Origin of the sequence: Nonomuraea sp. WAC 01424, from assembly GCF_003947315.1 — a bacterium.
In the GTDB taxonomy this organism is placed as follows: domain Bacteria; phylum Actinomycetota; class Actinomycetes; order Streptosporangiales; family Streptosporangiaceae; genus Nonomuraea; species Nonomuraea spiralis.
Map to the genome: position 1 here is coordinate 274,672 of NZ_QHHZ01000010.1, position 25,902 is coordinate 300,573.

Below are 25,902 nucleotides of genomic sequence, written 5' to 3' on the forward strand. Positions count from 1 at the left end.
TGGGGCATGATGAGTGACCGAGTCCCACCGGGCGTCAGCGCAGCGGTGCCCAACGTGGCGCGGATGTACGACTATTACCTCGGCGGGAAGGACAACTTCGCGTCCGACCGGGAAGCCGCCGAGAAGGTGTTGTCGATCATCCCGGAGATCAGGGGCGACGCGCGCAACAGCCGGGCCTTCCTCCAGCGAGCGGTGCGCCACCTCCGGCAGGAGGGCGTCGACCAGTACCTCGACATCGGGTCGGGCCTGCCGACCGCCGGGCACGTCCACGAGGTGATCGAGGGCGCGAAGGTGGTCTACGTGGACAACGACTCCGTCGTCCTGACCCACTCCCGCGCCCTGCTCGGCCACTCGCCCGACGTCACCGTCCAGGAGGGCGACCTGCGCCGGCCGGAGGCCGTCGTGGAACGCGCGGCGCAGGTGCTCGACTTCTCCCGGCCGGTCGCGCTGCTCGTGGTGTCGCTGCTGCACTTCGTCACCGACGAGGAGGACCCGGTCGGCATCGTCCACCGCTACCGCGACCTGCTCCCGGCGGGCAGCCACCTCGTGCTGACGCACGTGGCCCCCGACACCATGCCGAGCAAGGCCGACGACGTCAGCGCCGTCTACCGCAACGCGACCTCGCCGTTCACGGCCCGCAGGCGGTCGGTGTTCGAGGCCCTCATGGAGGGGTTCGACCTGCTGGAGCCGGGCATCGTCAACACCCGCGAGTGGCGTCCCGACCGGGACACCGACCCCTCCCCGATCCAGGGCGACTACCACCTGTGCGCGGTGGGCCGCAAGCCGGCCTGACCGGGCGCCCGCCTAGGACTCGGCGAACGTCCACAGGGCGGTCAGGCCGTCCCGGGCCCCGACGGCCAGCAGGGTTCCGGAGGGGTGGAAGCTCAGGGTGGTGATCGGCCGGTGGTGGACGGGCGTCACCGAGACCAGGCGCGGGCGGCGGACCTCGGACACCTCCCACAACGAGACCGCCCCCTGCGCGTCCCCGCAGGCGAGGACCGGCAGCCGGGGATGGAAGGCGACCGCGCGGGCCAGGCCGGTGGGCACGCCGGGCCCGCGGGCCAGGTTCGCGGCGGGCCGGGCCGACAGCTCGCCGGTGTCCCACAGGGCGACGGAGAAGGGGGTGTTGGCGGCCAGCATCCCTCCGTCGGGACTGAAGCTCAGGTACGAGGCCCGTCCCCCGGTCAGGGTCATGACGGGCACGGGCGCGGACGCTGACCTGGCGGAGACGTCCCACAGGTCCACGTTCCCGGCGTGGTCGGCGACGGCGAGCGTGGACCCGCCGGGTGAGAACGTGAGCGCGTCGACGTACGCGGCCCTGACCTTCAGGCTCCCCAGCCGGTACGGCCGCCCCGGCTCGCGCACGTCCCACAGCCGTACGGCGCCCTGGATGTGACCGGTCGCCAGGGTCGCCGTGCCCGGCCGGAACGCGAGGCCGAACGCGGCGCCCACCTGCCCGGCGGCCATCGCCGCCCGCTTGTCGCTCCACGGGTGCACGAAGACGGGCGTGAGCCCCGGGCCGTCCTCCCACGACCAGAACGAGGCGACGCTGTCCCGCCCGCCGTTCGTGGCCAGCACCGGGGACAGCGGGTGGAACCCGGCCGTCGTGACCGAACGCGGCCCGCGGCCGGGCCGGGCGGAGCCGCGCGGCGCGGGCGGCCCCTCGCCGGTGACGGTCCACATGGTCATCGCCTTGGACGCGCCGGCGACCAGGAGCCCTCCCGCCGGGTCGAACAGGACGATGCTGGTCCGGCCGTTGCGCGTCCGCAGGTCGTGCAGCAGGTCGATGATCATGTCGTGCTCCCTGTGGGAATGCCGGGTGCGACGTGGTCCAGGGTCCAGAGGGCGAGCGAGCCGTCGAGCCCGCCGCCGATGACGGCCCGCCGCGCCGGGTGGAAGGCGACGGCGGTGACCGGGAAGGCGCCGGGCAGGTGGGTGACCAGCTCCGGAACGCCGGCCGGACGCCACAGGCCGACACCCCGGCGGTGACCGGCGGCCAGCAGTGAGCCGTCGGCGTCGAAGGCCGCCGTGTAGCCGTAGAGCGGGACGCGGGCCCGCCGTACGGGGGGCCCGGCGTCCGGCAGGTCCCAGAGGGTGAGGCGGGCCCACCGGCCGGCGATCGCCAGACGGCCGCCGCCGGGGTCGAGCGCGGTCACGAAGATCCAGCCCACGTCGCCGGGGAGGCGGTGGCGGAGCCGTGGTTCGCCCGGTTCGCGCAGGTCCCAGAGGTGCGCGACGCCGTCGCGGCCGCCTGTCAGCAACCACGAGCCGTCCGGGCTGAAACGTACGCTGCGCACCGGGCGGCCGTGCGAGCGCAGCGTGGTGACCAGGCGGGCGGCGGCGGGGTCGGTGACGTCCCACAGTGTGACGGCGTGGTCGCCGCCGGCCGCGGCCAGCAGGGGCTCGCTGGGATGGAAGTCGAGTCCCGCGACGTCCTCGCGGTGGGCGCGCAACGCGGCGATCGGACGGGGGTCGGCGGGCGTGCCGAAGGCGTGCAGCCCGATCGTGCCGTCGATGCCGCCGGTGGCCAGCAGGTCGCCGCCCGCCTGGATCGCGAAGGAGCGCAGGGGCGGGGGCGAGGTGTTCCAGCGGGAGTGGGTGACCGCGACGACGGCGGGGCCGTTCAGGTCGTCGAGGTCCCAGACCAGGACGGCGACGCCGGTCCCGCCGGTGACCAGGAAACGCCGGTCCGGCGTGGTCGCCAGCTTGGTGATGCCGCCCCGCAACTGCGCCAGCGGCCGGTGTGCGGGTCGTCCCGCCGGCGGTTCGGTTGCCACGGTGGGCGCGGGCGCGGGCGCGGGCGCGGGCGGTGCGGGTGCGGGGGTACGGGCGCCGGCCAGGTGGTGCTGGATGGCCGCGTGCCGGAACCGGTAGACCGCGCCCGAGCGGACCAGCACCTGGTTGCGCTCGGCACGTTCCAGGAAGGCCAGCATCCGCAGCGGGGTCGCCTGACGGAACCGCCACCACAACCGGGCCATCACGAACCGGCCCCACGCCCCCCGCAACAGCGCGACGGCCCCGATGCAGACGCCGAGCGGGATCCCGTGGCCCGGCACGACCTGCATGGCGTAGCCGACCAGCGCCCCGGTGACCGTGGCCTCGGACGTCTGCGCCAGCGTGAGCCACCGGTCCTGGGCCACGGCCCGGCGCGGCGTGACCGCGCGGACGTCGGCGGCGTCGTCGAAGCCGAGGACGGCCCGCAACGGCCCGACCCACCAGTTGGCGAACCCCATCGCCGCGCCGGCGACCAGCCCCGTCTCCCATCCCCTGAAGAGGGCCACTCCCACGCCGACCAGCACGCCGCTGGAGATGGCCAGCCACACGTTGCGGAGGAAGGAGGCCCGGTCGGGCGGGCGCAGCGCGAGCCTCCTGGGCCGTCCGTCGAGCAGCGTGTCCGGCAGGGCGCGGGAGGACAGCGCGAAGCTGACGAACCCGATGACGCCCACGAGCAACGCCGTCCCCGGCGGCTCGAACGGCAGGACGGCCAGCGTGGTGAGCACGCCGACGATCCACCGGTCGTACTTGCGCGGGTTGCCGACCGCCAGCCGCAGCTCCCACCAGGCCAGGTCGAGGCTGCCGCGCCGGTCCAGCTCGCGGGCCAGGGCGACGAGCGCCCGGTTGTCCCGCGCGATCCGCTCCTTGTCCGTCTCTCCCGCCGACCGGTAGGCCGCCGGTACGTACGCCTCCAGCAGATGGCTCTCGACGGCGGCACGGTCGGGGAACCGCCCGGCGTCGAGCAGTTCCTCCGGGTGGGGGAGCGCGGCGTCGTACGGGGTGCCGGGGGGAGGGTTGTAGCGGGTGCGCGCGAGGGACAGCGTGAAGGGGCTCGTCAACGCGGTGGCCGCCGGGCCGTCCGGGGCGGCGGCCAGCCGTTCGAACACGGGACGCCAGCGGCGCTGGGAGTTGGCGTTGCCCGCGGACGATCTCAGGTGCTCGGTGACCTCGCCGAGGCCGAGGGGCTGGAGGTGGAGGACGGTCGCGTCGTCCGGCGGGTCCCATGGGGGCGGGTGGTCGCCGGTGCGGCAGGTGAGCACCAGGCGGGTCCGTTCCGGCAGGGCGGCGGTGAGTGCGGCGAGGTCGGGCGTGCCGGACGCGAACCCGTCCAGGATCGGCAGTACGAACCCCTCGCCGACCAGGGACCGGGCGGTCCCGAGCAGGCCGTCGGCGGCTCCGTCGGCGAACCCCGCGAACCGGGTGGCGAGCTGGAGGGCGATCCAGTCCGGCAGGGGCTGGGCCGCCGGGTCCCAGGAGCCCGCCTCGATCAGGACGGGCACCGGGCCGCCCGGCGCGACGGCCGCCGCGAGGTGACGGCACAGCCGGGCCGCCGCGAACGTCTTGCCCGACCCCGGCGGGCCGAGGAGGACCAGGGGGCCGGGCGCCGACTCCGCGAAGATCACGCCAAGGTCGGCGACGGTACGCCCCGCCGCGCTGTCCAGGGGCCGCACGCCGAGCCGTACCGGCAACGACGGGACCCCCGGCAACGGCGCAGTGCTTGGCAGCGGCGGGGCGCCCGGTCGTGCCGGGGACGGGCGGGAGGTATCGGGTTCGGCGGCGGTCAGGAGGGCCAGCCGGTCGGCGACCGCGGCCAGGGGGACGTGCGGGCCGCCACGCCGCCGCGCCAGGATCAGCGCCCCGGCCGTCACGCCGGTGAGAAGGGCGGACAGCGCGGTGATCAGGGCCAGCGGTACGGCGCCCCGCAGCGCCAGTGCGAGGCCGCCCGCGGCGGCGGCGACGGACAGCGCTCCGGCGGCGACCGGTGGGAGCCATCGGGAGGTGGACGTCATCGGGGATCCTCTCGTCCTCGGGTCCGGCGGGACGTCAGGGGCTGAACAGGACGATCACCACGGAGACCACGAGCGCGCCCAGGGCGGCGAGCCCGTGCAACGACGGCGCAGGCGGCCACCGCCGCCCCCGCCCCAGCTCGTCACCCGCCCCCGCCTCCCCGCCGCCCGCGCCCGCCTTCCCATCGGCCCCGTCGGCCCCGTCGGGCGCGTCGGTGGCGGGGCTCGCCTGTACGGCGGGTGGGACGTTGCGGTACCACCACAACGCCAGCGACGTGTAGGCGTCCCGCTGGCGGCGGGCGTCCCGCAGGTCGTCGTCGGGCGTGTCCAGATGGCGCAGCAGCGCCAGGCGGTGGAGGTCGACGGCCACCTTCACGTGCCCGCCGTACCGCCGGGCCGCACTGAGCGCTCCCCGGTAGGCGGCGTAGGCGAGCCCGCCGGAGACCCACAGGCAGGACAGCGTCGCCGCCGCGGGCGCCCCGGTCGCGGCCAGTACGCCGGTGCCCGCGCAGGAGTACGCCGCCGCCAGCGCCGAGACCACCAGCAGGAACTCCAGATCGGCCTTGGCGGCGGCGCTCGCGGCCGACACGGACTCCGGCAGCAGGGGATGCAGCCGCGGCCAGATGACGGCGGTCTCGATCCCGTACCGGTCGGCCGGGTAGCTCTCGGCGTTGCGCAGGATGTTGCCGAGGCGGGTCGCCTGCACCTCCTCGGGACGGCTGGGCAGCGGGTAGTCGTGGTAGATCCGGTCGTAGTCGGCCGGGTCGCCGGGGCGCAGCCGGGCCAGCCGCCGCAGGTGACAGCGCCGGCCCAGTGCCGTGGCGAGGCGGCCGGCCGGGCCGCTCCAGCCGCCCTCGTACCAGCGGATGATCGCGCCGGTCTGCGCGCTGACGAACGCGGCGGCGAAGAAGGCGGCGACGAGCGCCGCGACCAGTACGGCCGCGGTGAGCCCGGCGGCGACGACCCGCTGCCACACGACCGCGGAGTACGGCAGCGTGCGCAGCACCACGAGCCCGGCCAGCGCCAGGATGAACGCCGCGCACGGCAGGAACGCGTTGACCAGGAACCGCCGGTCGGCCAGCTTCATGACCTCGTCGAACACGCCTCACGCCTCCGTCCGGAGCCGGTGGCGGTCATCGGGGTTGCGGCAGTACGGCGGCCGGGCGGGATCGAAGTACGCCAGGGAGTTGACCAGCCCGCAACCGGCCTCCCGGCACAGCACCCGGGCCAGGGGCAGCCCGGGAAGACCGTGGACGAGATGATCGTCGGACGACCCGTGGGGCCCCATCTCGCTGGGCTCCGGCACGTGCGCGCCCGACCCCAGATACCGCTGGACCGCCTCCACCGGCAGCACGCCGCTGATCCGCCGCCCGTCGTCGAGGAGGACGACGGCCTCGGCGCCCAGGTCGAGCAGCGTGACCGACAACCCGTCGCAGAACTCGGCGAAGGTCGTCCGCTCCGCGGCCACGACGCACGGCGGCGCGTGCACCCGGACGACGGCGTCCGGCCCGCCCTCGGCGGCGGCGACCACGGCCCCGGCCGTAAGACACGACACCACGTCGTCACCTGCGCCGTCACCCTTCAGGACGACGACATACCGATGCCGGTCGAGAGCGGCGGCGACGCGGCCGGGCGGGGCGTCGCCGGGCGCGGTGAGGAAGGAGCCGGTGGCGTGCGACAGCAGGGTGCTGTCCGGCTGGATCGTCATCTCCAGTCTCCGACGAGGACGAAGGGCGCCCAGTAGTACGGGTGGGCGAAGGCGAGAACGTCGTAGTCGGCCGGGGCGCGGCCGGGATGGCGCAGGGCCGCGCGGGCGCGGGCCAGCGCGGTCAGCAGCCGGGGGTCCGGCGCGGCGCCGCCGCCGGCGAGCTCCTCGTAGCCGTCGAGGGCGGCGGCGAAGTCGCCGGCCGCGTAGTGGGCGTCGGCCAGGCTGCGCAGCAGCACCCGCCGCTGGACGGCCCGGTCCTCGCCGGTCGTGGCCAGGGACTGGCGGCAGTGGTCCACGACGTCCCCGCGGGTGGTGCCGCGCAGCAGGATCTGGGCGGTCCGCAGCGCCTGCGCCCGCGGCGTGCCGGCCGCCAGCGCGCCGTAGAAGTAGTTCATGAACATGCTCGTGGACAGGTCGTCGACGGCCCAAAGGCTGACCACGACGCTGGCCGCGCCCGCGTAGATCAGCGCGCGGGTCAGCCCGATCAGCTCGTCGCCCGCGTGCCGCTCGCTGATCCCGCTCTCGCAGGCGCTCAGCGTGATCAGCTCGGCGGGCATCCGCATGCCCATGATGCGTTCGACGGTCAGCAGGCCGTCGTCCTCCGGGCCGGGGGCCAGGAGCAGGCCGGAGCGCAGCGGGTCGTCGCCGGTGAAGTAGCCGTGGCAGGCCAGGTGGAGCACGCCGACGCCGCCGGCGTGCGCGTCCAGGTCGCCGGCGAGTGTGCCGATGGTCGCGGCGGCCTGCACGCGGGCGGTCGCGTGCTCGGCGTACAGCCGGGTCAGTACGCCGACCTGCCCGTACGCGTGGACCAGCGGCGCCTCAGGCCGGGAGTCGGCGTAGACGAGGACCTGCCGCCGGCCGGGACGGGACTTGGCACGGCAGTAGCGCATCACCGACGCGCTGGGCGAGTAGCACACCGGGTTGCGGTCGATCAGCGGGCCCGCGCCGGTGTCGAGCGCGTGCATGGGTACGTGGTGCAGCACGTCGTGCGGCACCAGCCAGACCACGTCGCCGGGCGCGCAATGCCGGGTCACCGGCTCGATCAGCATGCTCAGCGGCTCGGTCCACGTGCTCGGGTCGCGGGAACGGAACCGGGAGGTGGGCCCGGCCACGGCCAGGGTGTCGCGGACCAGCCGCCGCAGTTCCTCCCGGCCCAGGGGGATCGTCTCGACGGCCGGCTGGTCGAGGTCGGCCCGGACGATCTGCAGGATGGTGGCCCGCTCGGTGACCAGGAACTCGGCGAGGACGGTCGGCGGCTCAGGCACGGGAGGCTCAGGCATGGGCGGGTCCCGGCGGGGTCGCTGCCTCGCCGCCCGGGGCGGCCAGCAGGCGGCGGATGTCGTCGTAGCCGGCGGGCTCGCCGCGGCGAAGCTGCGCGTACTCGGCCCCCTCGGGGCCGGCCTCGGCCAGCCGCCGCCAGACGTCGCCCAGCCGGTCGCGTACGGACCGCATCCGCGCCGTGTCGCCGGACTCCTCGACCCGCGACCACTCGGCCAGCAGCTCCCCCTCGGCCGCCGTGAGCCGGGCGTAGGAGGGCCCGGCAGGCGGGTCGAGCGCCGTGCCCAGCAACTCCAGCATCGAACGGGCGCGGGCCTGCTCGACGAGCTCGAACGCGGTCCGGGCGGGATGCGGGGGCCATGACCCGCCGGGGAAGAACTCCGCCTCGTTGAGCAGGCGTACCAGCTCGACGTAGAGGTCCTCCGACCCGCCCCCGAACAACATCCGCAGGTCGGCGCCGAGCATGCCGCCGCGCAGCGCCTCCCTGATCTCCATCGCCCGCCGCAGGTTCCGGTACGCCCGGGACGGATCGACGGCCCGCTGCGCGATGCCGAGCTGGAGCAGCACCTGGGCGGCCATCGCGGGCAGCCGGTCCGCCTCCAGGGCGTCGGCCGCCTGCTCCAGCCTGGTGCCCGCCGTGTCGTGGTCGCCGCGTACCCACAGCTCGGCGGCGGCGCGGATCAGGCCGCGCGAGCCGTCGTGGCTCCAGGAGGACAGGTTGGTGACGGGCAGGGGCTCGTCGGCGGCGGCGATGGTCTGCGCGAAGCGCAGCAGGCCGCTCGCCGAGTGCCAGGAGGCGGCCATCACGGCGTCCCAGCGCCGGTCGGCCGAGCGGGAGGAGACGATCACCCCGGCCGCCCGTCGTTCGGCGGTCAGCCGGCGCCGGCCGCGCCGCGCGGAGCCGAGCGCGCGGGCCTTCTCGTGCAGGACGACGGCCTCGTCGTGCTGCCGCAGCATCAGGTGGCAGACCGCGGCGCCCAGCAGCACCCAGCGCCTGGTCAGCGGGACCAGCGCCGGCTCCTCGATCAGCGGCAGCAGCCGCGGCAGGATCTTCTCCGGCGGCATCGGCGTCGTGGCCAGTGGCGACGGCACGGCGCCCAGCGCGAGGGCGGCGAGGAACTCGGCGCGCACGTTGTGCAGCCCGCTCGCCCGCCACCGGGTCGTGGCCTCCTCATAGCCTTCCAGAGCCTCGTCGACGAACCCGCGGGTCATGCCGATGTCGCCGCGCGCGCTCGCGCAGCGGGCGCGGGCCAGGTTCAGGCTCCGCCGCTGCCGTTCGCCGGGCGAGGGGATCTCGGCCTCGGCCAGCTCCACCAGGCGCAGCGCCCGGTCGTGCCAGGCCATCGGATCGTTGCCGAGCCGCGGCGGCGTCAGGTGGACGGCGGCGACGGCGGCGTCCTGGCGTGCCGCGGTCGCCGGGGCCACCTCGGAGCACAGGCTGTAGACGAACGCCAGGTCCGGGGCCTTCCCCCGGCGGGCGGGGCGGCGCACCGCGTCGTCCAGCCACTGGTCGACGATGCGCTGCCGCATCACGGGCGGGGCGTCGAAGAAGCGGTGCGCGTCGAGCCCGCGCGGCGTCCAGTCGTTGTCGGGGCGGAGCAGGAGCAGCTCGTGCAGTAGGTTGTAGCCGACGATCCAGGCGGCGAACCCGGCCAGGTCCCCGCTTCCGGTCAGCATCGCCAGGTAGAAGGCGAAGGTGCCGCGGTCGACCAGGTAGCGCAGGAAACCCGTGGGGACCAGGCGGAGCGGCACGACGTCGACGGAGACCGCGGTGATGACCAGCGGCGCCGCGACGCACAACCCCGCCACCCACCAGGCGTTGGCCGCCGCCCAACCGGCGAGCGGGTCCAGGCCGGGCAGCAGCCGGGCGGTCAGGACGGCCAGGACGATCCCCCACAGGCCGCCCCGCCATTCGAGCAGCAGCGTGCGCCGCCGCTGCAACGGCGAGAGCACCTTCGCCGTCGCGTACGCCCGCCACCAGAGAATCGCCATCCCCGCCGCCGAGCCGAAGACCACGGGGGCCGGAATGGCGGGCGCCGGGAACACGGTGCCGCGCGATATCGCCACGGCCGTCGGAGTCAGGGCCATCAGGGCGAGAATCACTTGTGTCGTACGTAATCCAGGCAGCCGCTCAAAAGGATGGCGCACTCCTGCATAATCCCGAAATCCACGAAGAGGCGCCAGCTTTTCGCCGGGACCCGTGGCGGCCCGCGCGGCCCGCTCTATACCGTGGAACGAAACCCGCGTGGTGTGGAGGGGCCGTGTCCACCATCTCGCACGCTCCGTACCTGCTCGTCGTCGTCGCCGCCGTGTTCTGCGCTCTCGTCCACCGTCGCGTGGCGGCGCGCAACGGGCCGCGCGCCAAGATCGTGGTGGCCATGAACGCGCCCCGTCCGCTGCTCGGCGACCTGCTCGCGCTGGCGAAGCCGGCCGTGTTCTGGCTGGCCGCGCTGTGGGCGGCCCACGCCCTGCTGCCGTTCCCGGCGGCCGGCGAGCCGCCGGTGACCGCCGTCCTCCTCACCGTCGGCCTGGTGGTCGGGGTGGCCGGCGTGGCGCCGCTGATCGCCGCGAGCTCGCTGCTGTTCGGCCCGATCCTGGCCGACACCGGATACACGCTGGCCCTGGTCGTACCGATGATCGCCGGCAGTCTCCTCCTCTTCGCCCTGGTACGGCCGGAGCGCTGGCGCGGCGACGTCGCCCAGCTGAGGGTGCTGGCCACCTACGGGAGCATCCACCCGCGCGGCCCCTCCCAGTACGTGCTGGCCGGGCTCGGCGTGGCCGCCGCCGCCGTGCCGCTCGTCGCCACCGCCCTCGTCCCGGCCGACCTCGGCCCGACCGGTACGGCGCTGCGCTGGCTCTGCTCGGCGCTGGTCGCGGTCCAACTGCTGAGCTGGCAGCGGAGCCTGCGCCGCGAGCACCGGTGGTCGCGCTCGTACGCCAACCTCTACCTGGCCGTGAGCGTGGCCGCCGGGTTCGCGGCGGCCACCGTCCTCGGCGCGGAGGTCGTCCGCGCCTGGGTCCGGCACGACTGGCTGACCGGCTGGATCGGGGGGCTCGTCCTCACCGTCGCGGCCCTGCTCACCTGGGTCCTCACCAAGGGGGAGCCGGCCACCTTCCTGGTCGAGGCCCCGCTCCGGGTGGTACGGGCGGCGCTCACCTCCGCCGTCTTCCCGTGCTTCGCCGGGGTGTGCCTCTTCCCCTCCACCGGCACCGTCGTGGCGACCACGATCCTGGCCGCTGCGGAGACGGTCACCCTGGTCGCCGGCCGGCGGCGGCTGCTCGTCCGGGCGATGTCCCGGCGCACGCTCGCGCACGTCGCGCGCTTCGCCCCCGGCAACCGGGTCTACTTCCTGGGCCCCTGGCTGCACGACTCGATCTGGATCCGGCCGGCCCGTCCCGACCTGACGCTCGTCCGCGCCTACACCGGCATGGCGGCCCGCGCGGCCGGGGGCGAGATGATCCCGGGGCAGGCCGTCCTGGCCACGAACACCGACCTGCGCCGGCCGCTCGCCGGGGTCAAGGCGCTGCTCTGGACGACGCTGGCCACCGAGGCGCTGGACCAGGTGGACCGGGAGGTCGCGCCGCGTGTCCCGGCGGACGCCGTGCCCGGGTTGCGCGCCGCGCTGGAAGCCGCGCGGGCCGACGTCGACCTCGCCCGCGCGGTCGTGCACTCTACGGAGGACCAGTGGCCCCAGGTGCCGGCCGCGCTGCGCGGCGCGGCCGAGCGCTACCAGCGCGTGGGGGCGCCTCACCGGGCCGCCCTGGCGGTGGCCCTGGCCGCGGTGGTGTCCGCCGTGCACCTGGCCCAGCCGCAGGCGGCGGAGCGGAGCCTGGACGCCGTGCCCGGTCCCGTCGCCGACATCCCCCCGATCCGGGGGCTCGGACTGATCCTGCGGGCGCAGCTCGCCCCCGCCGACAGCGAGGAACGGGCGGCCCTGCTCGCCCAGGCCGACGCCGTCCCGTTCGAGTGGGCGAGCCTGACCGGCGGGGCGGCGCGGGACGCGGGCCTGGCCGCGTGGGACGACGACCTCACGGAGGGCGTGCTGGGCCTGTGCCGCCGGTTGCGCGGGGCCCTGACCGTCGCGCCGCGTTTCACGATGGTGGAGGGCGGGGGAGCAATTCATGACGAAACTCTCATCCGCGTGGTGTGACGAATAAGAACGCCAATCTACGCAAATGCGGATAATGGGTTTCCGGCGCCCCGGAGATTTCCTGAATTGGGCCAATATTTCGAAACTCCTTCGGGTTATTCGGGTGGTGGGCGCGTCCCGGGGGAGCCGGCGTCGGTCGTCTCGTTTCGAACATGTGATCTAAAAGGTGTGGGGTTCCGGGGCCGGGCGTGGTTACGATCTTGGTGCTTGCCGGCCGTGCCGATCGGCCGGCCCTTCCGGACGGGAGAGATGTCCTTGAGACGTGCCTTGATCGCGCTGGGCGCCGGGCTGAGCCTGCTCGGCTCCGCCCTCGTCGCCGGTCCCGCTCAGGCGGCCACCGTGGTGACGGTCCCCCTGGCCACCGTTGTGGAGAAGGCCCGGTCGGTGGCCGGGTTCTGGCTCGCCGACGACGCCGCCAACCTGCGGAACGCCACGCCGTACACGCTGTGGGCGGTGGCCGGCGGCGAACGCCTCACCACGGGAGCCGTCCCCGACGGGCCCGCGTACCGCGTCCCGCCGATCGGGCCGGAGAACCCGCCGGCGGGCGACCTGATCACGACGTCGGGCAAGGTGTTCTTCGTCGGCAGCGACGGCCTGCCCCACTGGTGCACCGGCACCTCCGTGCAGTCGAACTACCGCAACCTGGTCGCCACCGCCGGACACTGCCTGCTCGACACCGAGGCCCCGATGGGCAGCCTCGGCAACTGGGTCTTCGTCCCGGCCTACTCCGACGGCGCCATGCCGTTCGGCCTGTACGTCGGCAAGCACGGCGTCGTCCACAACGACTTCGAGAACGTCCTCGACTACGACCGGGACTACGCCTTCGCCACCGTCTACAACGGGGTCGTCCCGTCCTCCCCGGACGGGCTGGCCAGCGTCGGCAGGCTGGGCGACAACGTCGGCGGCCTGGGCCTGGCGGCCAACCAGCCGCTCCCGCCCGCCGCCGACGTCTTCGGCTACCCCGCCGGGCTCCACCCCGACGGCACCGGCTCCTACACCGGCCGGACCCTCGAACGCTCCACCGGGCCGACGTTCGCGCTGCGGCCGACCGGCCTGCCCGCGGACCGGGCCGTCGGCGTGGACTCGCCGTTCACGGGTGAGGGCTCGCTCGGGTCGGCGTGGGTGACCGGTTATGCGAGCGACACCCGTACCGGCTATCTGAACGGCCTCACGATCAGCGTGGCCGACACCGACGGCGACAACCGGTACGACACCGGCATCTCCCCGTACTTCGACACCGGGCTGATCCAGGTCTACCGGGACGCCGCCAACCGCTGGACCGGCTCCATCACGTACGTGTCCGGCTGATCCGCCACCCGGGCGGCCGTGCGGCGGTGGCGGTGACGTACGTCACAGTCGTTTCCGTCACGCGGCGCCCGGGCCGTCCGGTCAACCGGGTGTCCCGCCGAGCCGGACCCGTCGCGCCGCGACCTGAAGGAGGAGTCCCATGTACCAGCCCTCGCCGTTCGTCATCGATCCCACCGGTGCCGACCGACACGCCGAGTACCGGGCCCTGCGGGCTCGCGGCCCCGCCACCCCCGTGGACGTGCTCGGCCTGCGGGTCTGGGCCGTCACCGACCCCGCCCTGCTCAAGACCATGCTGACCGGCCCCGACGTCTCCAAGGACGGTCGCGCCCACTACCCGGACTTCGACCGGACCACCCGCACATGGCCGCTCGCCCTGTGGATCGAGGTCAGGAGCATGCTCACCGCGTACGGCGCCGACCATCGCAGGTTGCGGCGCATGGTGGCCCCGGCCTTCGGCGCCCGCCGTATCGCGCGGCTGAAGCCGATCATCCGGTCGATGGTCGAAGAGCTGATCGACGAGCTCGCCGAGGTGCCCGCCGGCGAGGTGGCGGACCTGCGCGAACGGCTGGCCTACCCGCTGCCCATCGCCGTCGTCGGCCACCTCATGGGCGTGCCCCAGGACCAGCGGGACGACTTCCGGCAGATCGTCGACCGCGTCTTCGACAGCACGCTCACGCCCGAGGAGGCCCAGGCCAACGCCGTACGCCTGTTCGAGACCACCGACCGCCTGATCGCCACCAAGCGCGCCGACCCCGGCGACGACCTGACCTCCTTCCTGATCGCGGCCCGCGACGAGGAGTCGGACGGCGCGGGCTTCACCGACGACGAGCTGCGCGACACGCTGATCCTGATGATCAACGCCGGGTACGAGACCACCGTCAACGTCATCGACCAGGCCGTCTTCGCACTGCTGACCTCCCCCGACCAGCTCAAGCTGGTACGGGCCGGCCAGGCCACCTGGGAGGACGTCGTGGAGGAGACCCTCCGCCACGAGCCCGCCATCAAGTACCTGCCGCTGCGCTTCGCCGTCACCGACATCGAGCTCCCCGACGGGCGGACCATCGCCGCCGGGGAACCCGTCCTCGCCGCCTACGGCGCCGCCAACCGCCACCCGGACTGGCACGGCCCGGACGCCGACACCTTCGACGTCACCCGCCGGGTCAAGGACCACCTGGCGTTCGGGTACGGCGTGCACTACTGCCTCGGAGCACCCCTGGCCCGCCTGGAGGTCGCCGAGGCCCTGCGCGCGCTCTTCGCACGTTTCCCGGCGATGGCCCTCGCGGTCCCCGGCGACGACCTGCGCCCGGTCCCCACCCTCATCAGCAACGGCCACCGGGAACTCCCCGTGATCCTGCGCCCGGCCGTGATCAAGGGATGGGCCGGGGGCTGAGCTTGCAGCCGCGGGGCCGGGCGGGCCTGTCGTCGGTCCAGCCGGCCTCGGAGGTCCAGGCCGTGTAGTTCAGGTAGGTGCCCTTGGTGAGCCCTTCGGCGTTCTCGGCCGCGATCGCGGCGTCGGACACCAGGACGGCGCCGGTCCTGGGGGCGAGGATGGTCGTGTACCGCTCGGCCACCTCGTCGTCCGCCCCGAACTCGGCGGAGAAGCCCTCGCTCTTGACGAAGGCGACCGCGAGGCCCGGACGTCCCAGCGGATCGACGACCGTGCCGCCCGTCGTGGTGGTCGGCAGCCCGGCCAGGAGGCGGAGGGCCGCCGCCCGTACCGCGGGGCTGATCGGCATCTCCAGGAGCGCCGCCGAGCCGGCCAGGAACTGCTCGAAGCTCTCATCCTGCGGGTTCGTACGCCAGATGCCGCGCAGCCTCTCCCGCAGTGCGTCGACGTCGGTGGGCAGCGCCGCGAGGGCTGCGAGCGTGAGGTCGCCCAGCCGCCGGTCGCCGAACACGCCATCCGGTTCGACGGCCCGCGTGTACACGCAGCCGGAGGGCCCGTCGCCCACCCGGACCTTCCCGCAGTCCTTGGCGGGCGTGCCCGGGGTGCAGACCCGCTGGGCCGACGACGGCGAGCCGGCCGCCTTCCAGAGGCGTTCGTCGGCGGGCGTGGCCGGACGCACGCTCTCCAGCCGCGCCCACACCTGGACGGGATCGCGCGGATCGCGGGGCTGCCACAGATCGACTCGGGAGACGTGCAACACGTTGAACGTCGCCTTCCCCGCCGTCACCCGCATCAGGCTGCTGTTGAGCAGCGGCCTGCGCCAGTACGCCCCCGTCTGGCCGGGAAGCCGGGCGACGTCGTCGGCGAGCCGGAGCAGGGCGTCGTTGCCGCGGGGCGGCGCGATCACCGGTACGGAAGCCGGCGTCAGGCCCGCCACCAGGGCGATGACGGCGGTGACGACGGCGACGGTCGCCGCGGCGGTCCACCCCCAATGGGCGCGGCGGCGCGCGGTCCGGCCCCGGACCGCCGACGGCTGGGCCTGGGCCGCCGACAGCCGGGCGCGGGCCCGGTCGACCACCTCGGACGACGGCGGCGGCGCGTCCGGCAGAGACTTCGCCAGCAGGCCGAACTCATCCACGATTGTCCTCCAGAGGGTTGACGTCGCCGAGCGCCTTGCGGAGTTGCCCGCGGGCGCGGTTGAGGCGGGAGGCGACCGTGCCGGCCGGGATGTCCAGCGCGGCGGCGACCTCGGCGTGGCTGAGGCCGCCCAGCGCGTGGAGCAGGACGACGTCGCGGTCCCGGCGCTTGAGTCCGGCAAGCGCCCCCGCGAGCCTGCCGGTCAGCCCGCTCGCCGCCACCCGTGCCAGGGTCGCGTCCTCGTGGCTGTGCTCCTCCCGCTCGGCCATCCGGCCGAGCGCCTTCCATTTGCGCAGCTCACTGCGGTGGTGCCGTGCGATGAGATGCGTGGCGATCCCGTACAACCAGGGCCGTACGGCGCCACGGGACGGGTCGTAGCCACCCCGGTACGCGGCCAGGAACACCTCGGCGGCCGTGTCGTCGGCGACGTCCGCGGACAGCCGTCTGGCGATGTAGCGGTGGATCTCCGCGAAGTGCGCGGTGAAGATCTCCTCCCAGTCGGCCCGGAGATCGGGCGGGCCGGTGAGGCCGGGCGGTGTGGCCATGCAGGCAACTCCGAAGGGTCGAGTGAACGCCGGACACCTCTTGTTGCCCAGAGCGTCGCAGTGCTTTCACGCGGCGGCTTCGCCCGGTCAGTGACGCGGGGGGCGGTGGGTGAGGTCGGCGGCGAGGACGGACTCCAGACCGGCGAGGTCGCCGGTGCGCGCGGCGGCCAGGAACGCGCCCACGAGGCGTCGGTGCGCGGCGGCCTCCACCGGGCGGCGCCGGTCGGAGGCCAGCCGCGCGTGGGCACGTCGTACGAGCTGCCGCGTGTGGTCCGTGCCCAGGCCGAGAACCTCGGAGATCCGCCGGTAGGGATAGTCGAACGCCTTGCGCAGCAGGTACGAGGCGCGTTCGGCGGGCGTCAGCCGCTCCAGCAGCAGCCTGATCGCCAGGTCGGCCTCCTCGTGCCGTTCGGCCGCCGTCTCGGGGCCGGGGGCGCGGTCCACGGTCTCGGGCAGCCACGGCCCGGCGCACGTCTCGCGGCGCCGGCGCGCGGACTGGGCGACGTTGAGCGCCAGCCTGGTGGTGGTCGTCGCGAGGAACGCGGGCGGGCTGATGACGACCGAGCGGTCGGCGCGCCGCCACCGCAACCACGCCTCCTGGACCACGTCCTCGGCCTCGCCCACGTCCTCAAGGACGCGCAGGGCGATCCCGTACAACCTGGGGCGCGAGGTGTCGAACACCGAGGCGGCCGCGTCCAGCTCGCCGGCCGGCGGGCGGCCGCCTGTCGCGTCGTCCCTGCCCAGCTCCAGCATGTTCATCGTCACGGTCTCGGCTCCGTTCGCGTCCGTTCGTACGACGGCATCCGGCGAATGCCACTGCCTTCACGGTCGTGTCCGGGCCTCCTCCGCCGCGCCCTTGGAAGTCCCTGGTCGACCCCCTGGCCCAGGGGCCCGGCCCCCCAGGGGGTCCCCGCGGGTACACCGGCAGTGCGAGGGGCGGAACCACAAGCGCCCGGCCCCCCTGACAGGGGCCGGGCGCTTCGCGGGGTCAGTCCTTCACGTGGGCGGCGACGCGGACGGCGACGTGGACGGCGGGTAGCGGACCGGCCGCGCCGGCGGGTCTCCGGGCCGGGCGGCCTCCTCCAGCACCTCGACCGCGTCGAGCAGTCCGCGCAGGCCGATCTCCTCGCGTTCGGCGTCCGCCGGGTCGAACAGCCAGTCGGTGACCGGCAGGTCCATCTCCGTCTCGGGGTGGCTCCGCCGGACCTCGGTCAGTTCGATGCCGACCTCGATCCGGAGCTCGTACAGCGGGTCGTCCGCGTTGTCGGGGGTGCTCATGCCGGATTACCCCGCGTCCCGGTCGAGCCAGTCGCGGTAGGTGATCCGGCCGAGGACGGCGCCCTCGCCGGGCACCAGCGTACGTTCGCCCGGCACGCTGCCGAAGTAGCGCGCCTCCGGGTCGGTGACCACCTCGCGCGGGTCGCCCCAGGCGGCCAGCGCCCGGCGGAAGAACTCGTCCATCCGGTACCGCGTCGGTCCGGCCACCTCCAGGCGGCCGTTCAGCGGCGCGCCCACCGCGGTCCGGCCGACGGCCCGGGCGACCTCGTCGCCGGCGACCGGCTGGAAGAGCACGGGTGCGATGTGCACCTTGCCGTCGGCGGTCGCCTCGTCGGCGATGCCGCGTACGAACTCGAAGAACTGCGTCGCGTGCACCAGCGAGTACGGGATCGGCGATTTCTCGATCAGCCGTTCCTGGGCGATCTTCGCGGCGAAATAGTCGTTGTCGGGCATGCGTTCGGTGCCCACCACCGACAGCGCGACGTGATGGCCCACGCCCGCCGCCGCCTCGGCCGCCAGCAGGTTGCCGGTGGACGTCTCGAAGAACTCCAGTACGGCGGCCCGTTCGAACGACGGCGAGTTCGACACGTCGATCACCACGGACGCGCCCGCCAGCACCTCGGCCAGCCCCTCGCCGGTCAGCGTGTCGACCCCGGTGCCGGGCGCTGCCGCGACGGCCTCGTGCCCGTGCTCGGTCAGCCTGGTCACCAGCTTGGACCCGATCAGACCGGTTCCGCCGACCACTACGATCTTCATCGAGAAACCTCCCTCTTGCCGCCGGGGCACCCGTGTGCCGTCCGGTCACAACCAAGACCGGGCGGCCTTCCGGCCTGTGACAACCGCCGCCGATTTCCTCCCGGAACCGGGCCGACCGTGGGCTTGGCCGCTCGATAGGGTGTCTGGCGACAAAGGTGCCATGTAACAACAAACCCCAGCAAAGGGCGACATCGTGACCGAGACCGGGCCACTGCGGGGACGGCATCGCGAGCTGGCGGAACTGGACGGGCTGGTGGAGCGCGCCCGCGCCGGGCGCAGCGGCGCGCTCGTCGTCTCCGGCGAGGCCGGCGTCGGCAAGACCGCGCTCCTCGACCGGATGGTGGCGGCACGGCCCGGGACCGGCGTCCGGGTGGAGCGCGTGGTCGCCTGGGAGTCGGAGATGGAGCTGGCCTACGCGGGGCTCCAGCAACTGTGCGGGCCCATGATGGGCTCGGCCGTACGCCTGCCGGGCCCGCAGCGGGAGGCGATCGAGGCGGCGTTCGGCCTGCGCGCGGCCGGCGCGCCCAGCCCGTTCCTCGTCGGGCTCGCGCTGCTCGGGCTGCTCACCGAGGCCGCGGACGGCCGGGCGCTGCTCTGCGTGGTCGACGACGCCCAATGGCTGGACGAGGCGTCGGCGCGGGCGGTCGCGTTCGCCGCCCGGCGGCTCGACGCCGAGGGGATCGCCGTCGTCCTCGCCATGCGCACGGTCGGCACGGTGTTCACCGGGCTCCCGCGGCTCGCCGTCGAAGGACTGGGCCACGACGACTCGCACGAGCTCCTGCGCCTGGCGGTCCCCGGCGGCCTCGACCGGCGCGTACGCGACCAGCTCGTCGCCGAGGCACGCGGCAACCCGCTCGCGCTGCGCGAGCTGCCCCGGGCGCTGAGCCCGGCCGAGATCGCCGGCGGCTTCTCCCTCACCGGCTCGATGCCGCTGGAGAGCCGCATCGAGCAGAGCCTCGTCGCGCAGCTCGCGCCGCTGCCCGGATCGGCGCGCCTCCTGCTGCTGCTGGCCGCCGCGGACCCGACCGGCGATCCCGGCCTGCTGTGGCGCGCGAGCGCGGCGCTGGGGCTCGGCCAGGCGGACTTCGACGCCGCCAAGGAGGCCGACGCGCTCACCGTCGGCGCGCGCGTCAGCTTCCGGCACCCGCTCGTCCGGTCGGCGGTCTACCGTACGGCGTCCCAGGAGTGGCGGCGGCGCGTGCACGCCGCCCTGGCCGACGCCACCGGCGCCGGCCGCGACCCCGACCGCCGGGCCTGGCACCGGGCGAGCGCGACGCTGCGCCCGGACGAGGAGGTCGCCGCCGACCTCGAACGTTCCGCCGCCCGGGCGCGCGCCCGTGGCGGAGCCGCCGCCGCGGCCGCGTTCCTGGAACGGGCGGCGGAGCTGACGCCCGACCCGGTCCTGCGCGGGCAGCGGCTGATCGCGGCGGCCGAGGCCAAGCACGACGCGGGCGCGCCCGCAGCCGCCCTGCGCCTGCTCGACACCGTCGGCGGCCATCCGCTGACCACGTTGCAACAGGCCCTCGTCGTACGGCTGCGCGCCCGCGCCGGGTACGCACTCCGCCGCGACGCCAGCGGGCCGGGGCTCCTCCTCGCCGCGGCCCAGGGACTCGAAGGGCTCGACCCGGTGCTGGCCCGCGACACCTACATCGAGGCGCTGGCGGCGGCGATCTACGGCGGCCGGCTCGGCGACGCCGCCCAGGTGACCGCCGTGGCCACCGCCATCCTGCGCGCCACCCCCGCCCCCGAACCTCCCGCCCCCGAACCTGCCGCCGCCGATGCTCCCGCCGCCGATGCTCCTGACGGCGGGACGGCCGGGGGCGGGCGGGCGCGGGACCTGATCCTGCGCGGTCAGGCGCTGCTGGCCGCCCACGGTCAGGAGGCCGCGATCGGGACCCTGCGCCAGGCGCAGCGCGCGTTCCTGGAACAGGCCCCGGACTCCCTGGAACTGCACTGGATGTGGTTCGCCTCCCGAGCCGCCCAGGACCTCTGGGACGCCCGCGCGCTGCGCGCCCTCGCCGACCGGCAGGTCGAGCTGGCCCGCGCCGAAGGCGTCGTCACGGTGTTGCCGATCGCGCTGAGCCTGCTGATGCTGGCCCAGACCGTCGACGGCGACCTGGACGCGGCCGAGGCGTCCTGCGACGAGATCGACGCCATCAAGGACGTCACCGGCCACCCGCTGCCGCAGTACGGACGGCTCTTCCTGGCCGCGTACCGGGGGCAGGCCGGCGAGACGGAACGGCTGGCGGCGCGGATCCGGGCCGACTCGTACACGCGCGGCGAGGGCTACGGGCTGAGCGCGGTCAACTTCTCGCAGGCCATCCTCTACAACGGGCTGGGCCGGTTCGCCGAGGCGGTCGAGGCGGGGCGGCGCGAGCTGCCGTACACGCACGAGCTGAGCCACGCCATGCGTACCCTGCTCGAACTCGTGGAGGCGGCCGCCCACACCGGCGAGCAGGCGCTCGCCGAGCAGGCGTTCGAGCAACTGGCGGGCGTCACCCGGCCGGTGGGCACGAACTGGGCCCGCGCCGTGCTGACGATGGCGCGGGCGCAGCTCGGCCCGCCCGGCACGGCCGAGCCCCTGTACCGGGAGGCGATCGAACGCTTCGAACGGGAACGCATCCCGATCATGGTCGGGCGCTGCCGCCTGCTCCTCGGCGAGGAACTGAGCCGCCTGGACCGGCGCGCCGAGGCCGCCGAGCAGCTCCGGGCCGCGTACGAGTCGCTGTCCGGCTGCGGCCTGAACGGCTTCGCCGAACGCGCCGCCCGCGAGCTGCGCGCGCTCGGCCAGGCGCCGCGCGCACGCCCGTACGAACCGGCGGCCCGCCTCACCGACCAGGAGCTCAACGTCGCCCGCCTGGCCCGCGAAGGGCTCACCAACCGCGACATCGGCGCCCGCCTGTTCATCAGCGACCGCACCGCCGAATACCACCTGCGCAAGGTCTTCATGAAACTCGGCATCAAGGCCCGCACCGACCTCCGCACCGCCCTGTCCGACCCCGACCGCCCACCCGCCCCGGCTCAGTAGCCGTACCGGGCGGCCTATCCTGCTCGGGTGACGCATGGAGATCACCGGCCGGCCGGGCCGCCCGACGTGACGGTGCGCTGCTCGCAGGACCCCGAGCTGGTCGTCCGCCTCTCCGGCAGGCGGTCCGCCGACCAGTACGAGACGGTTTTCGGCGTCGAAGCCCTGGCCGGCGGCCTGCGGGCGGAGATCCCCGACGTGACCGTCACGACCTGGGACGCCGCCGGCGACCTGCCCGCCTTCCTCCAGACCCTCGCAGACGACTTCCGAGGCTGGACGGGCGAGCGCACCTGGCACACCGATCAGCTCACGCTCGGCGCGATCTTCCGCTCCGGCGGCCGGGTCGAGCTGACCTGGACGCTGCGACCGTGGTCGTCGCACCCACCGGGATGGGAGACGTCCGTCACGACCTGGATCGAAGGCGGTCAGCAGATGACCCGTCTGGCCGCCGGGATCCGTGCCTTCCTCGCCCGCCCCTGAAGCGGTGTTGCCGCGCGTCGGTGGTACGGCGGGGGAGTCAGGCGGAGGTGCTGGTGCCGGTGGTGGTCCAGGCGCGGTGGGCGGTTTCGCGGATCTCCTCGTCGGCGGTCTGCTCCACCCGGGACATCGCGGCGCGCAGGATGGGCGGGGTCATCAGGGAGGTGACGATGGCGACCAGGACCACCAGCGTGTACGCCTCGACGCTGAGGATGCCCAGCCGCAGCCCGACCATGGCGACCACGACCTCGATGACGCCGCGGGCGTTGAGTCCGGCGCCGAGGGCCAGGGCCTCCCAGCGGTTGAGCTTGCTGAGGCGGGCGCCGGCGTAGGCGCCGAGGAACTTGCCGACGATCGCCACGGCCAGTACGGCGAGGTCCGCCAGCAGGACCGGTGGGCGGGCGAGGGCGGTCAGGTCCATGCGCAGGCCGGCGGTGGCGAAGAAGACGGGGGCGAGGCCGTACAGGGTCACGGTGCGCAGGGGGGCGAGCCGGGCCGGGTCGACGCGGCCCGCGCTGCCGATGAGCATGCCCATCACGAAGGCGCCGAAGACCGATTCCAGGCCGAGCGCGTGCGTCCCGGCCGAGGCGAGCACGATGAGGACGACCGCCGTCCCGACCGTCGGACCCGCCTCGGGGGACCTGGCGGCCAGCCGCATCGCGCCGCGCACCAGCGGACGCCCGACGGTGAGGGCCAGGACGACGATGACCATCAGGTAGGCCAGCGAGGTGAGCACGGTGCCCGTGGTGACCGCGTTGACGGCCATGGCGCTGACGATCGACAACATGAACCAGCCGAACGCGTCGTCGATCATCCCGGCGGTGAGGGTGAGCTGGCCGATGTTGCGGTGCAGCAGTTTCATGTCGATGAGGGTCTTGGCCAGCACGGGGATCGCGCTCACGCACATCGCCACGCCCATGAACAGCGCGAACACCGTCATGTCGGTGCCCTCGGGGACGATGGCCTTGGGCAGCAGGAACCCGGTCGCGATGCCGAGCCCGAGCGGGATGAGCAGCCCGCCCGCGCTGACCCCGGCCGCGGTCGCCGCCCGCTTCCGTACGAGCCCCAGGTCCATGTGGATGCCGGTCAGCCCGACCAGCAGCAGCACGCCGATCTGCCCGACGGCGTCCAGGAGGTGGAACTGGCCGGGATCGGCGGGGAAGAGCCAGCGCTGGAAGTCCGGCGCGACGTGCGCCAGGATCGACGGCCCGAGTACGACCCCGGCGAACAGCTCGCCCACCACGGCGGGCAGCCGGAACCGGGCCGCGAGCGCCCCGAGTGCCAGCGCGAGCGCGAGCATCAGTCCGACTTGCAGCAGGAAGACGAGCAGGTTGTGCGCGCCTATGGGGGCGATGGGCGTGTGCATGAATGAACCCCTGGAGGTCGGTCCGGTTCCCGAGCGCGGATGCTCATTCATCTAAAAACGCCTGGCACAGGCGTCGCAACGGACGGATGGGGATGCGGCACTTTCTGAGAAACCACCCCCGGACAATCCGCACATTCGGAGAAACCGGACGTCACCGGCCTGTCGCGGGCCTCAGCGGGAGGCGGGCGGGCCGAGCAGCACCGGCAGGCCGCGTATGCCGTTGTCCAGCAGAGAGGTGAGCCGGGGCAGGTCGTCGGCGGGCCCGGCCGCGCGCAGCTCCGGGAACGCCGCGAACAGTGCCGGCAGCGCGACCTCGGCCTGCAGCCGGGCCAGCGGCGCGCCGAGGCAGAAGTGCGGCCCGTGCCCGAACGCCAGGTGCGGCACGGACGGCCTGGTCACGTCGAAGTCGGCGGCGTTGTCGCCGTACCGCTCGGGGTCGCGGCCGGCGGCGGAGAAGCAGGCGAGCACCGCCTCGCCCGCCCGCAGCCGCACACCCTCGATCTCCAGGTCCTCCATGGCGTAGCGCATCGGGAAGTAGGCGTTGGGCGACTCCCAGCGCAGGGCCTCCTCCACGGCCGCGCTCCACGGCACGGCCCCCGAGAGCAGCAGCTCAAGCTGACCGGGCCGGTCCAGCAGGGCGCGTACGGCGTGCGCGATGAGGTTGATCGTCGTCACGTGCCCGGCGATCAGCAGCACCTGGACGGTGTCGCGCAGCTCGGCGTCGTCGAGCTGTCCCTGCTCGTGCAGCGCGATCAGCTCGCTCGTCAGGTCCTCGCCGGGCGTGGCGCGGCGCAGCTCGATGATCTCGCCGACCATCTCGAACAGCGCCCTGCGTCCCTCGGAGGAGTCCGGCGGGCTCTGGGCGAGCTGCACCACCTGGTCGGTGAGCGCGCGCAGGGGCTCCCGGTGGGAGTCGGGGATGCCGAGCATCTCGACGATGACGCGCAGCGGCAGCGGGTAGGCGTACTCGGCCCGCAGGTCGATCGGCTCGTCCGGTGGCAGGGCCGCCAGTTCCTCCAGCAGGTCGCCGACGATGGAGGTGATCCAGGGCTCCATCCGCTGCACCTGGCGCGCGCTGAACAGCTTGACCAGCGGGCCGCGCAGCCGCCGGTGCTCCTCGCCGTCGGCGTTGAGCATGGACGCGTCGGTGACCAGCCGCATCAGGGACGTGCCCTGCGGCGCCGCGGCGCGGGCCTCGGCGTCCCAGTACCGGATGTCGCGCGTCATGGCCGGATGGGACAGCACCGCCTCCAGCGTCGAGTGGCTGGTGGCGGCCCAGGCCCGCACCCCCTCGACCAGTACGGGGACGAGCGAACCGGCCCGGCGCAGCAGCTCGTCGCTCGCGTGCAGGTCGAGGGTGGCCGGGTCGAGAACGAACTCGGGATCCATGGTCATCCTGTCTGTCGGTACGGTCTGACGGTCATCGGCTCGACGTCGCCCCGGTGTAGCGGCGGGGGAGGACCATGACCGGGTTGTCGTCGAGGATCACGTCCGGCGGGCCGAACCTCTCGGCCACGCGGCGGATCTCGGGGTCGTCGAGCAGCAGGAGCCGGCCGTTGTCGATCAGCGGCTCGTCGTCGGCGTACAGGGTGGGCCGGTCGACCTGGCAGTCGCAGTGGGCGAAGCCGGGCGCGTCGGTGACGGGCACGCCGCCGGTGAGCGCGTCGAGGCCGCAGTAGAACGCGCCGGCGTGCTTCTCCCGCTCGAACTGGGTGCCGCCCGCCACACGCACCTTCGGGTTGAGCCCGATCAGGGCGTGGCGCAGGTAGAAGCCGCCGGGGGAGAAACGCCGCAGCCGGTCGGCCGCCGTCCCGCCCGCGATCTCCTGGACCACGTTGCCGGACAGGATGACGCGCAGCGGCTCCTCGGGCACGCCGGTCACCGTGCAGTCCTCGACGACGAGCACGCCCTCGGCCTCGGAGGGCCAGAAGTTGACGCCCCCGTACGGGAAGGGCCGCCACTGGCCGGGGCCGGGCGGCTCCTCGTCCGGCATGAGGGTCAGCCCGGACAGCGTGAGATCGGTGCCGGCCGCCGAGGTGATCCGGATCTTCCCGGTCGTGGACAGCTTCTGCAGCATGAGGTGTACCAGGGCGTAGAAGACCTCGTTGGGGAAGCGCGCGCCGGTGAGCAGCGCGCCGGCCGTGGCGCTCATGTGCAGGGACGCGAACCGCACCGGCAGGGCCCTGATCTCGTCGAAGAACAGCGGCGCGGTGTGCACCTCGCCCCACCAGGTGCAGGCGACGACGACGTCGGACGCCCCGACGGCGGCCCGCTCGACGTGGTGCCCGGCCCCGCTGTCCCAGCCGCCGGGGCTGAACGGCGCCACCGACAGGATGTGCACGTCGGCGTCGCGGTAGGCGGCCGCGGCCGCGATGGCCTGGACGACGACCGGATCGACGGTGTGCTCGGCCAGCACCAGCACCCGCTCGCCCGGCGCCACCCGCAGGTAGTGCATCAGGTTGCGGGCGCCGGGCATCAACTCGACGATCGAGTACGGCGCCGCCGTCGGCTCGGTCGCGTAGCTGAAGGGCGAAGTGGCGTACGGATTCGTGGTCATGCGATGTCCCCCCGGATCCGGTCGTACCCGCAGGCGTGTCAACCCGCGGCAACGTCACGCATTGAACGCGGAAAGGATGAGCCGCCCCCCGCCGCCGCCCTCCCGCCGCACCCGCCGGCGCGGTGGGCACGGCGGGTGCGGCGGGCGC

General features: G+C 74.3%; 20 protein-coding genes. 6 read left to right on the top strand and 14 right to left on the bottom strand.

What is annotated here, in order from left to right:
• Positions 1-6 precede the first annotated feature (6 nt).
• Positions 7-792 carry an SAM-dependent methyltransferase gene (locus DMB42_RS27755; RefSeq protein WP_125637966.1) on the top strand — a complete coding sequence of 262 codons (786 nt, stop codon included), beginning with the start codon at positions 7-9 and terminating at the stop codon, positions 790-792.
• 12 nt (positions 793-804) lie between these two features.
• On the opposite strand, the gene DMB42_RS27760 is transcribed toward DMB42_RS27755, so the two are convergent.
• The 6 genes from DMB42_RS27760 to DMB42_RS27785 are packed head-to-tail and all read right to left on the bottom strand — an operon-like array spanning position 805 to position 9,855.
• Positions 805-1,794: a WD40 repeat domain-containing protein gene (locus DMB42_RS27760; RefSeq protein WP_125637967.1), complete on the bottom strand. Its 990-nt coding sequence runs from the start codon at positions 1,792-1,794 to the stop codon at positions 805-807.
• On the bottom strand, positions 1,791-4,784 hold the full coding sequence (locus tag DMB42_RS27765) for a WD40 repeat domain-containing protein (protein WP_125637968.1): 2,994 nt from the start codon (positions 4,782-4,784) through the stop codon (positions 1,791-1,793). The genes DMB42_RS27760 and DMB42_RS27765 overlap by 4 nt, the downstream gene beginning before the upstream one ends.
• Before the next feature lie 34 nt (positions 4,785-4,818).
• The gene (locus tag DMB42_RS27770) at positions 4,819-5,883 is read right to left on the bottom strand and encodes a hypothetical protein (protein ID WP_125637969.1); all 1,065 of its coding nucleotides are present in this window, start codon (positions 5,881-5,883) and stop codon (positions 4,819-4,821) included.
• A gap of 3 nt (positions 5,884-5,886) precedes the next feature.
• Entirely contained in the window at positions 5,887-6,489 is a 603-nt protein-coding gene (locus tag DMB42_RS27775; protein WP_125637970.1) for a hypothetical protein, read from the bottom strand.
• Positions 6,486-7,769, bottom strand: coding sequence for a CHAT domain-containing protein (locus tag DMB42_RS27780; RefSeq protein WP_125637971.1), 1,284 nt, complete (start codon positions 7,767-7,769; stop codon positions 6,486-6,488). Before DMB42_RS27780 ends, DMB42_RS27775 begins: the two co-directional genes overlap by 4 nt.
• Positions 7,762-9,855, bottom strand: a complete 2,094-nt coding sequence (locus tag DMB42_RS27785) for a hypothetical protein (RefSeq protein ID WP_125637972.1) — start codon at positions 9,853-9,855, stop codon at positions 7,762-7,764. Before DMB42_RS27785 ends, DMB42_RS27780 begins: the two co-directional genes overlap by 8 nt.
• Positions 9,856-10,028: 173 nt before the next feature.
• Here DMB42_RS27785 and DMB42_RS27790 point away from each other — a divergent pair, with 173 nt between their 5' ends.
• The 3 genes from DMB42_RS27790 (at position 10,029) to DMB42_RS27800 (ending at position 14,616) form a co-directional block, all read left to right on the top strand.
• Entirely contained in the window at positions 10,029-11,918 is a 1,890-nt protein-coding gene (locus DMB42_RS27790; RefSeq protein WP_125637973.1) for a hypothetical protein, read from the top strand.
• A 255-nt stretch (positions 11,919-12,173) separates the two neighbouring features.
• Positions 12,174-13,226 carry a serine protease gene (locus DMB42_RS27795; protein ID WP_125637974.1) on the top strand — a complete coding sequence of 351 codons (1,053 nt, stop codon included), beginning with the start codon at positions 12,174-12,176 and terminating at the stop codon, positions 13,224-13,226.
• A gap of 139 nt (positions 13,227-13,365) precedes the next feature.
• Entirely contained in the window at positions 13,366-14,616 is a 1,251-nt protein-coding gene (locus DMB42_RS27800) for a cytochrome P450 (RefSeq protein ID WP_125637975.1), read from the top strand.
• On the opposite strand, the gene DMB42_RS27805 is transcribed toward DMB42_RS27800, so the two are convergent.
• From DMB42_RS27805 to DMB42_RS27825, 5 genes are all read right to left on the bottom strand, one after another.
• Complete coding sequence (locus tag DMB42_RS27805) at positions 14,594-15,751, bottom strand: CU044_5270 family protein (protein WP_125637976.1); 1,158 nt, start codon at positions 15,749-15,751, stop codon at positions 14,594-14,596. The two genes, DMB42_RS27800 and DMB42_RS27805, sit on opposite strands and share 23 nt — an antisense overlap.
• A complete protein-coding gene (locus DMB42_RS27810; RefSeq protein ID WP_125637977.1) occupies positions 15,744-16,295 on the bottom strand; it encodes an RNA polymerase sigma factor in 552 nt (183 codons plus the stop codon). The genes DMB42_RS27805 and DMB42_RS27810 overlap by 8 nt, the downstream gene beginning before the upstream one ends.
• A gap of 87 nt (positions 16,296-16,382) precedes the next feature.
• Positions 16,383-17,054, bottom strand: a complete 672-nt coding sequence (locus tag DMB42_RS27815; protein WP_125638182.1) for a sigma-70 family RNA polymerase sigma factor — start codon at positions 17,052-17,054, stop codon at positions 16,383-16,385.
• 237 nt (positions 17,055-17,291) lie between these two features.
• Positions 17,292-17,573, bottom strand: coding sequence for a hypothetical protein (locus DMB42_RS27820; protein ID WP_125637978.1), 282 nt, complete (start codon positions 17,571-17,573; stop codon positions 17,292-17,294).
• Positions 17,574-17,579: 6 nt separating this feature from the next.
• Positions 17,580-18,329, bottom strand: coding sequence for an SDR family oxidoreductase (locus DMB42_RS27825; RefSeq protein WP_125637979.1), 750 nt, complete (start codon positions 18,327-18,329; stop codon positions 17,580-17,582).
• Between the two features lie 193 nt (positions 18,330-18,522).
• Here DMB42_RS27825 and DMB42_RS27830 point away from each other — a divergent pair, with 193 nt between their 5' ends.
• Entirely contained in the window at positions 18,523-21,357 is a 2,835-nt protein-coding gene (locus DMB42_RS27830; RefSeq protein WP_260477992.1) for an AAA family ATPase, read from the top strand.
• A gap of 27 nt (positions 21,358-21,384) precedes the next feature.
• The gene (locus tag DMB42_RS27835; protein WP_185844892.1) at positions 21,385-21,834 is read left to right on the top strand and encodes a DUF6228 family protein; all 450 of its coding nucleotides are present in this window, start codon (positions 21,385-21,387) and stop codon (positions 21,832-21,834) included.
• Between the two features lie 37 nt (positions 21,835-21,871).
• Here DMB42_RS27835 and DMB42_RS27840 read toward each other — a convergent pair whose 3' ends face one another.
• The 3 genes from DMB42_RS27840 to DMB42_RS27850 form a co-directional block, all read right to left on the bottom strand.
• A complete protein-coding gene (locus DMB42_RS27840; protein ID WP_125637981.1) occupies positions 21,872-23,197 on the bottom strand; it encodes a cation:proton antiporter in 1,326 nt (441 codons plus the stop codon).
• Positions 23,198-23,368: 171 nt separating this feature from the next.
• Positions 23,369-24,586, bottom strand: coding sequence for a cytochrome P450 (locus DMB42_RS27845; protein WP_185844893.1), 1,218 nt, complete (start codon positions 24,584-24,586; stop codon positions 23,369-23,371).
• A gap of 31 nt (positions 24,587-24,617) precedes the next feature.
• Positions 24,618-25,754, bottom strand: coding sequence for a hypothetical protein (locus DMB42_RS27850; protein ID WP_125637983.1), 1,137 nt, complete (start codon positions 25,752-25,754; stop codon positions 24,618-24,620).
• Positions 25,755-25,902: the final 148 nt, after the last annotated feature.

Bases quoted from the DNA above. Each gene is read 5' to 3' on its own strand.
- DMB42_RS27755 (WP_125637966.1), top strand. From the start codon at position 7: ATGATGAGTGACCGAGTCCCACCGGGCGTCAGCGCAGCGGTGCCCAAC.
- DMB42_RS27760 (WP_125637967.1), bottom strand. From the start codon at position 1,794: ATGATCATCGACCTGCTGCACGACCTGCGGACGCGCAACGGCCGGACC.
- DMB42_RS27765 (WP_125637968.1), bottom strand. From the start codon at position 4,784: ATGACGTCCACCTCCCGATGGCTCCCACCGGTCGCCGCCGGAGCGCTG.
- DMB42_RS27775 (WP_125637970.1), bottom strand. From the start codon at position 6,489: ATGACGATCCAGCCGGACAGCACCCTGCTGTCGCACGCCACCGGCTCC.
- DMB42_RS27780 (WP_125637971.1), bottom strand. From the start codon at position 7,769: ATGCCTGAGCCTCCCGTGCCTGAGCCGCCGACCGTCCTCGCCGAGTTC.
- DMB42_RS27785 (WP_125637972.1), bottom strand. From the start codon at position 9,855: ATGGCCCTGACTCCGACGGCCGTGGCGATATCGCGCGGCACCGTGTTC.
- DMB42_RS27800 (WP_125637975.1), top strand. From the start codon at position 13,366: ATGTACCAGCCCTCGCCGTTCGTCATCGATCCCACCGGTGCCGACCGA.
- DMB42_RS27810 (WP_125637977.1), bottom strand. From the start codon at position 16,295: ATGGCCACACCGCCCGGCCTCACCGGCCCGCCCGATCTCCGGGCCGAC.
- DMB42_RS27815 (WP_125638182.1), bottom strand. From the start codon at position 17,054: ATGAACATGCTGGAGCTGGGCAGGGACGACGCGACAGGCGGCCGCCCG.
- DMB42_RS27820 (WP_125637978.1), bottom strand. From the start codon at position 17,573: ATGAGCACCCCCGACAACGCGGACGACCCGCTGTACGAGCTCCGGATC.
- DMB42_RS27825 (WP_125637979.1), bottom strand. From the start codon at position 18,329: ATGAAGATCGTAGTGGTCGGCGGAACCGGTCTGATCGGGTCCAAGCTG.
- DMB42_RS27840 (WP_125637981.1), bottom strand. From the start codon at position 23,197: ATGCACACGCCCATCGCCCCCATAGGCGCGCACAACCTGCTCGTCTTC.
- DMB42_RS27845 (WP_185844893.1), bottom strand. From the start codon at position 24,586: ATGGATCCCGAGTTCGTTCTCGACCCGGCCACCCTCGACCTGCACGCG.
- DMB42_RS27850 (WP_125637983.1), bottom strand. From the start codon at position 25,754: ATGACCACGAATCCGTACGCCACTTCGCCCTTCAGCTACGCGACCGAG.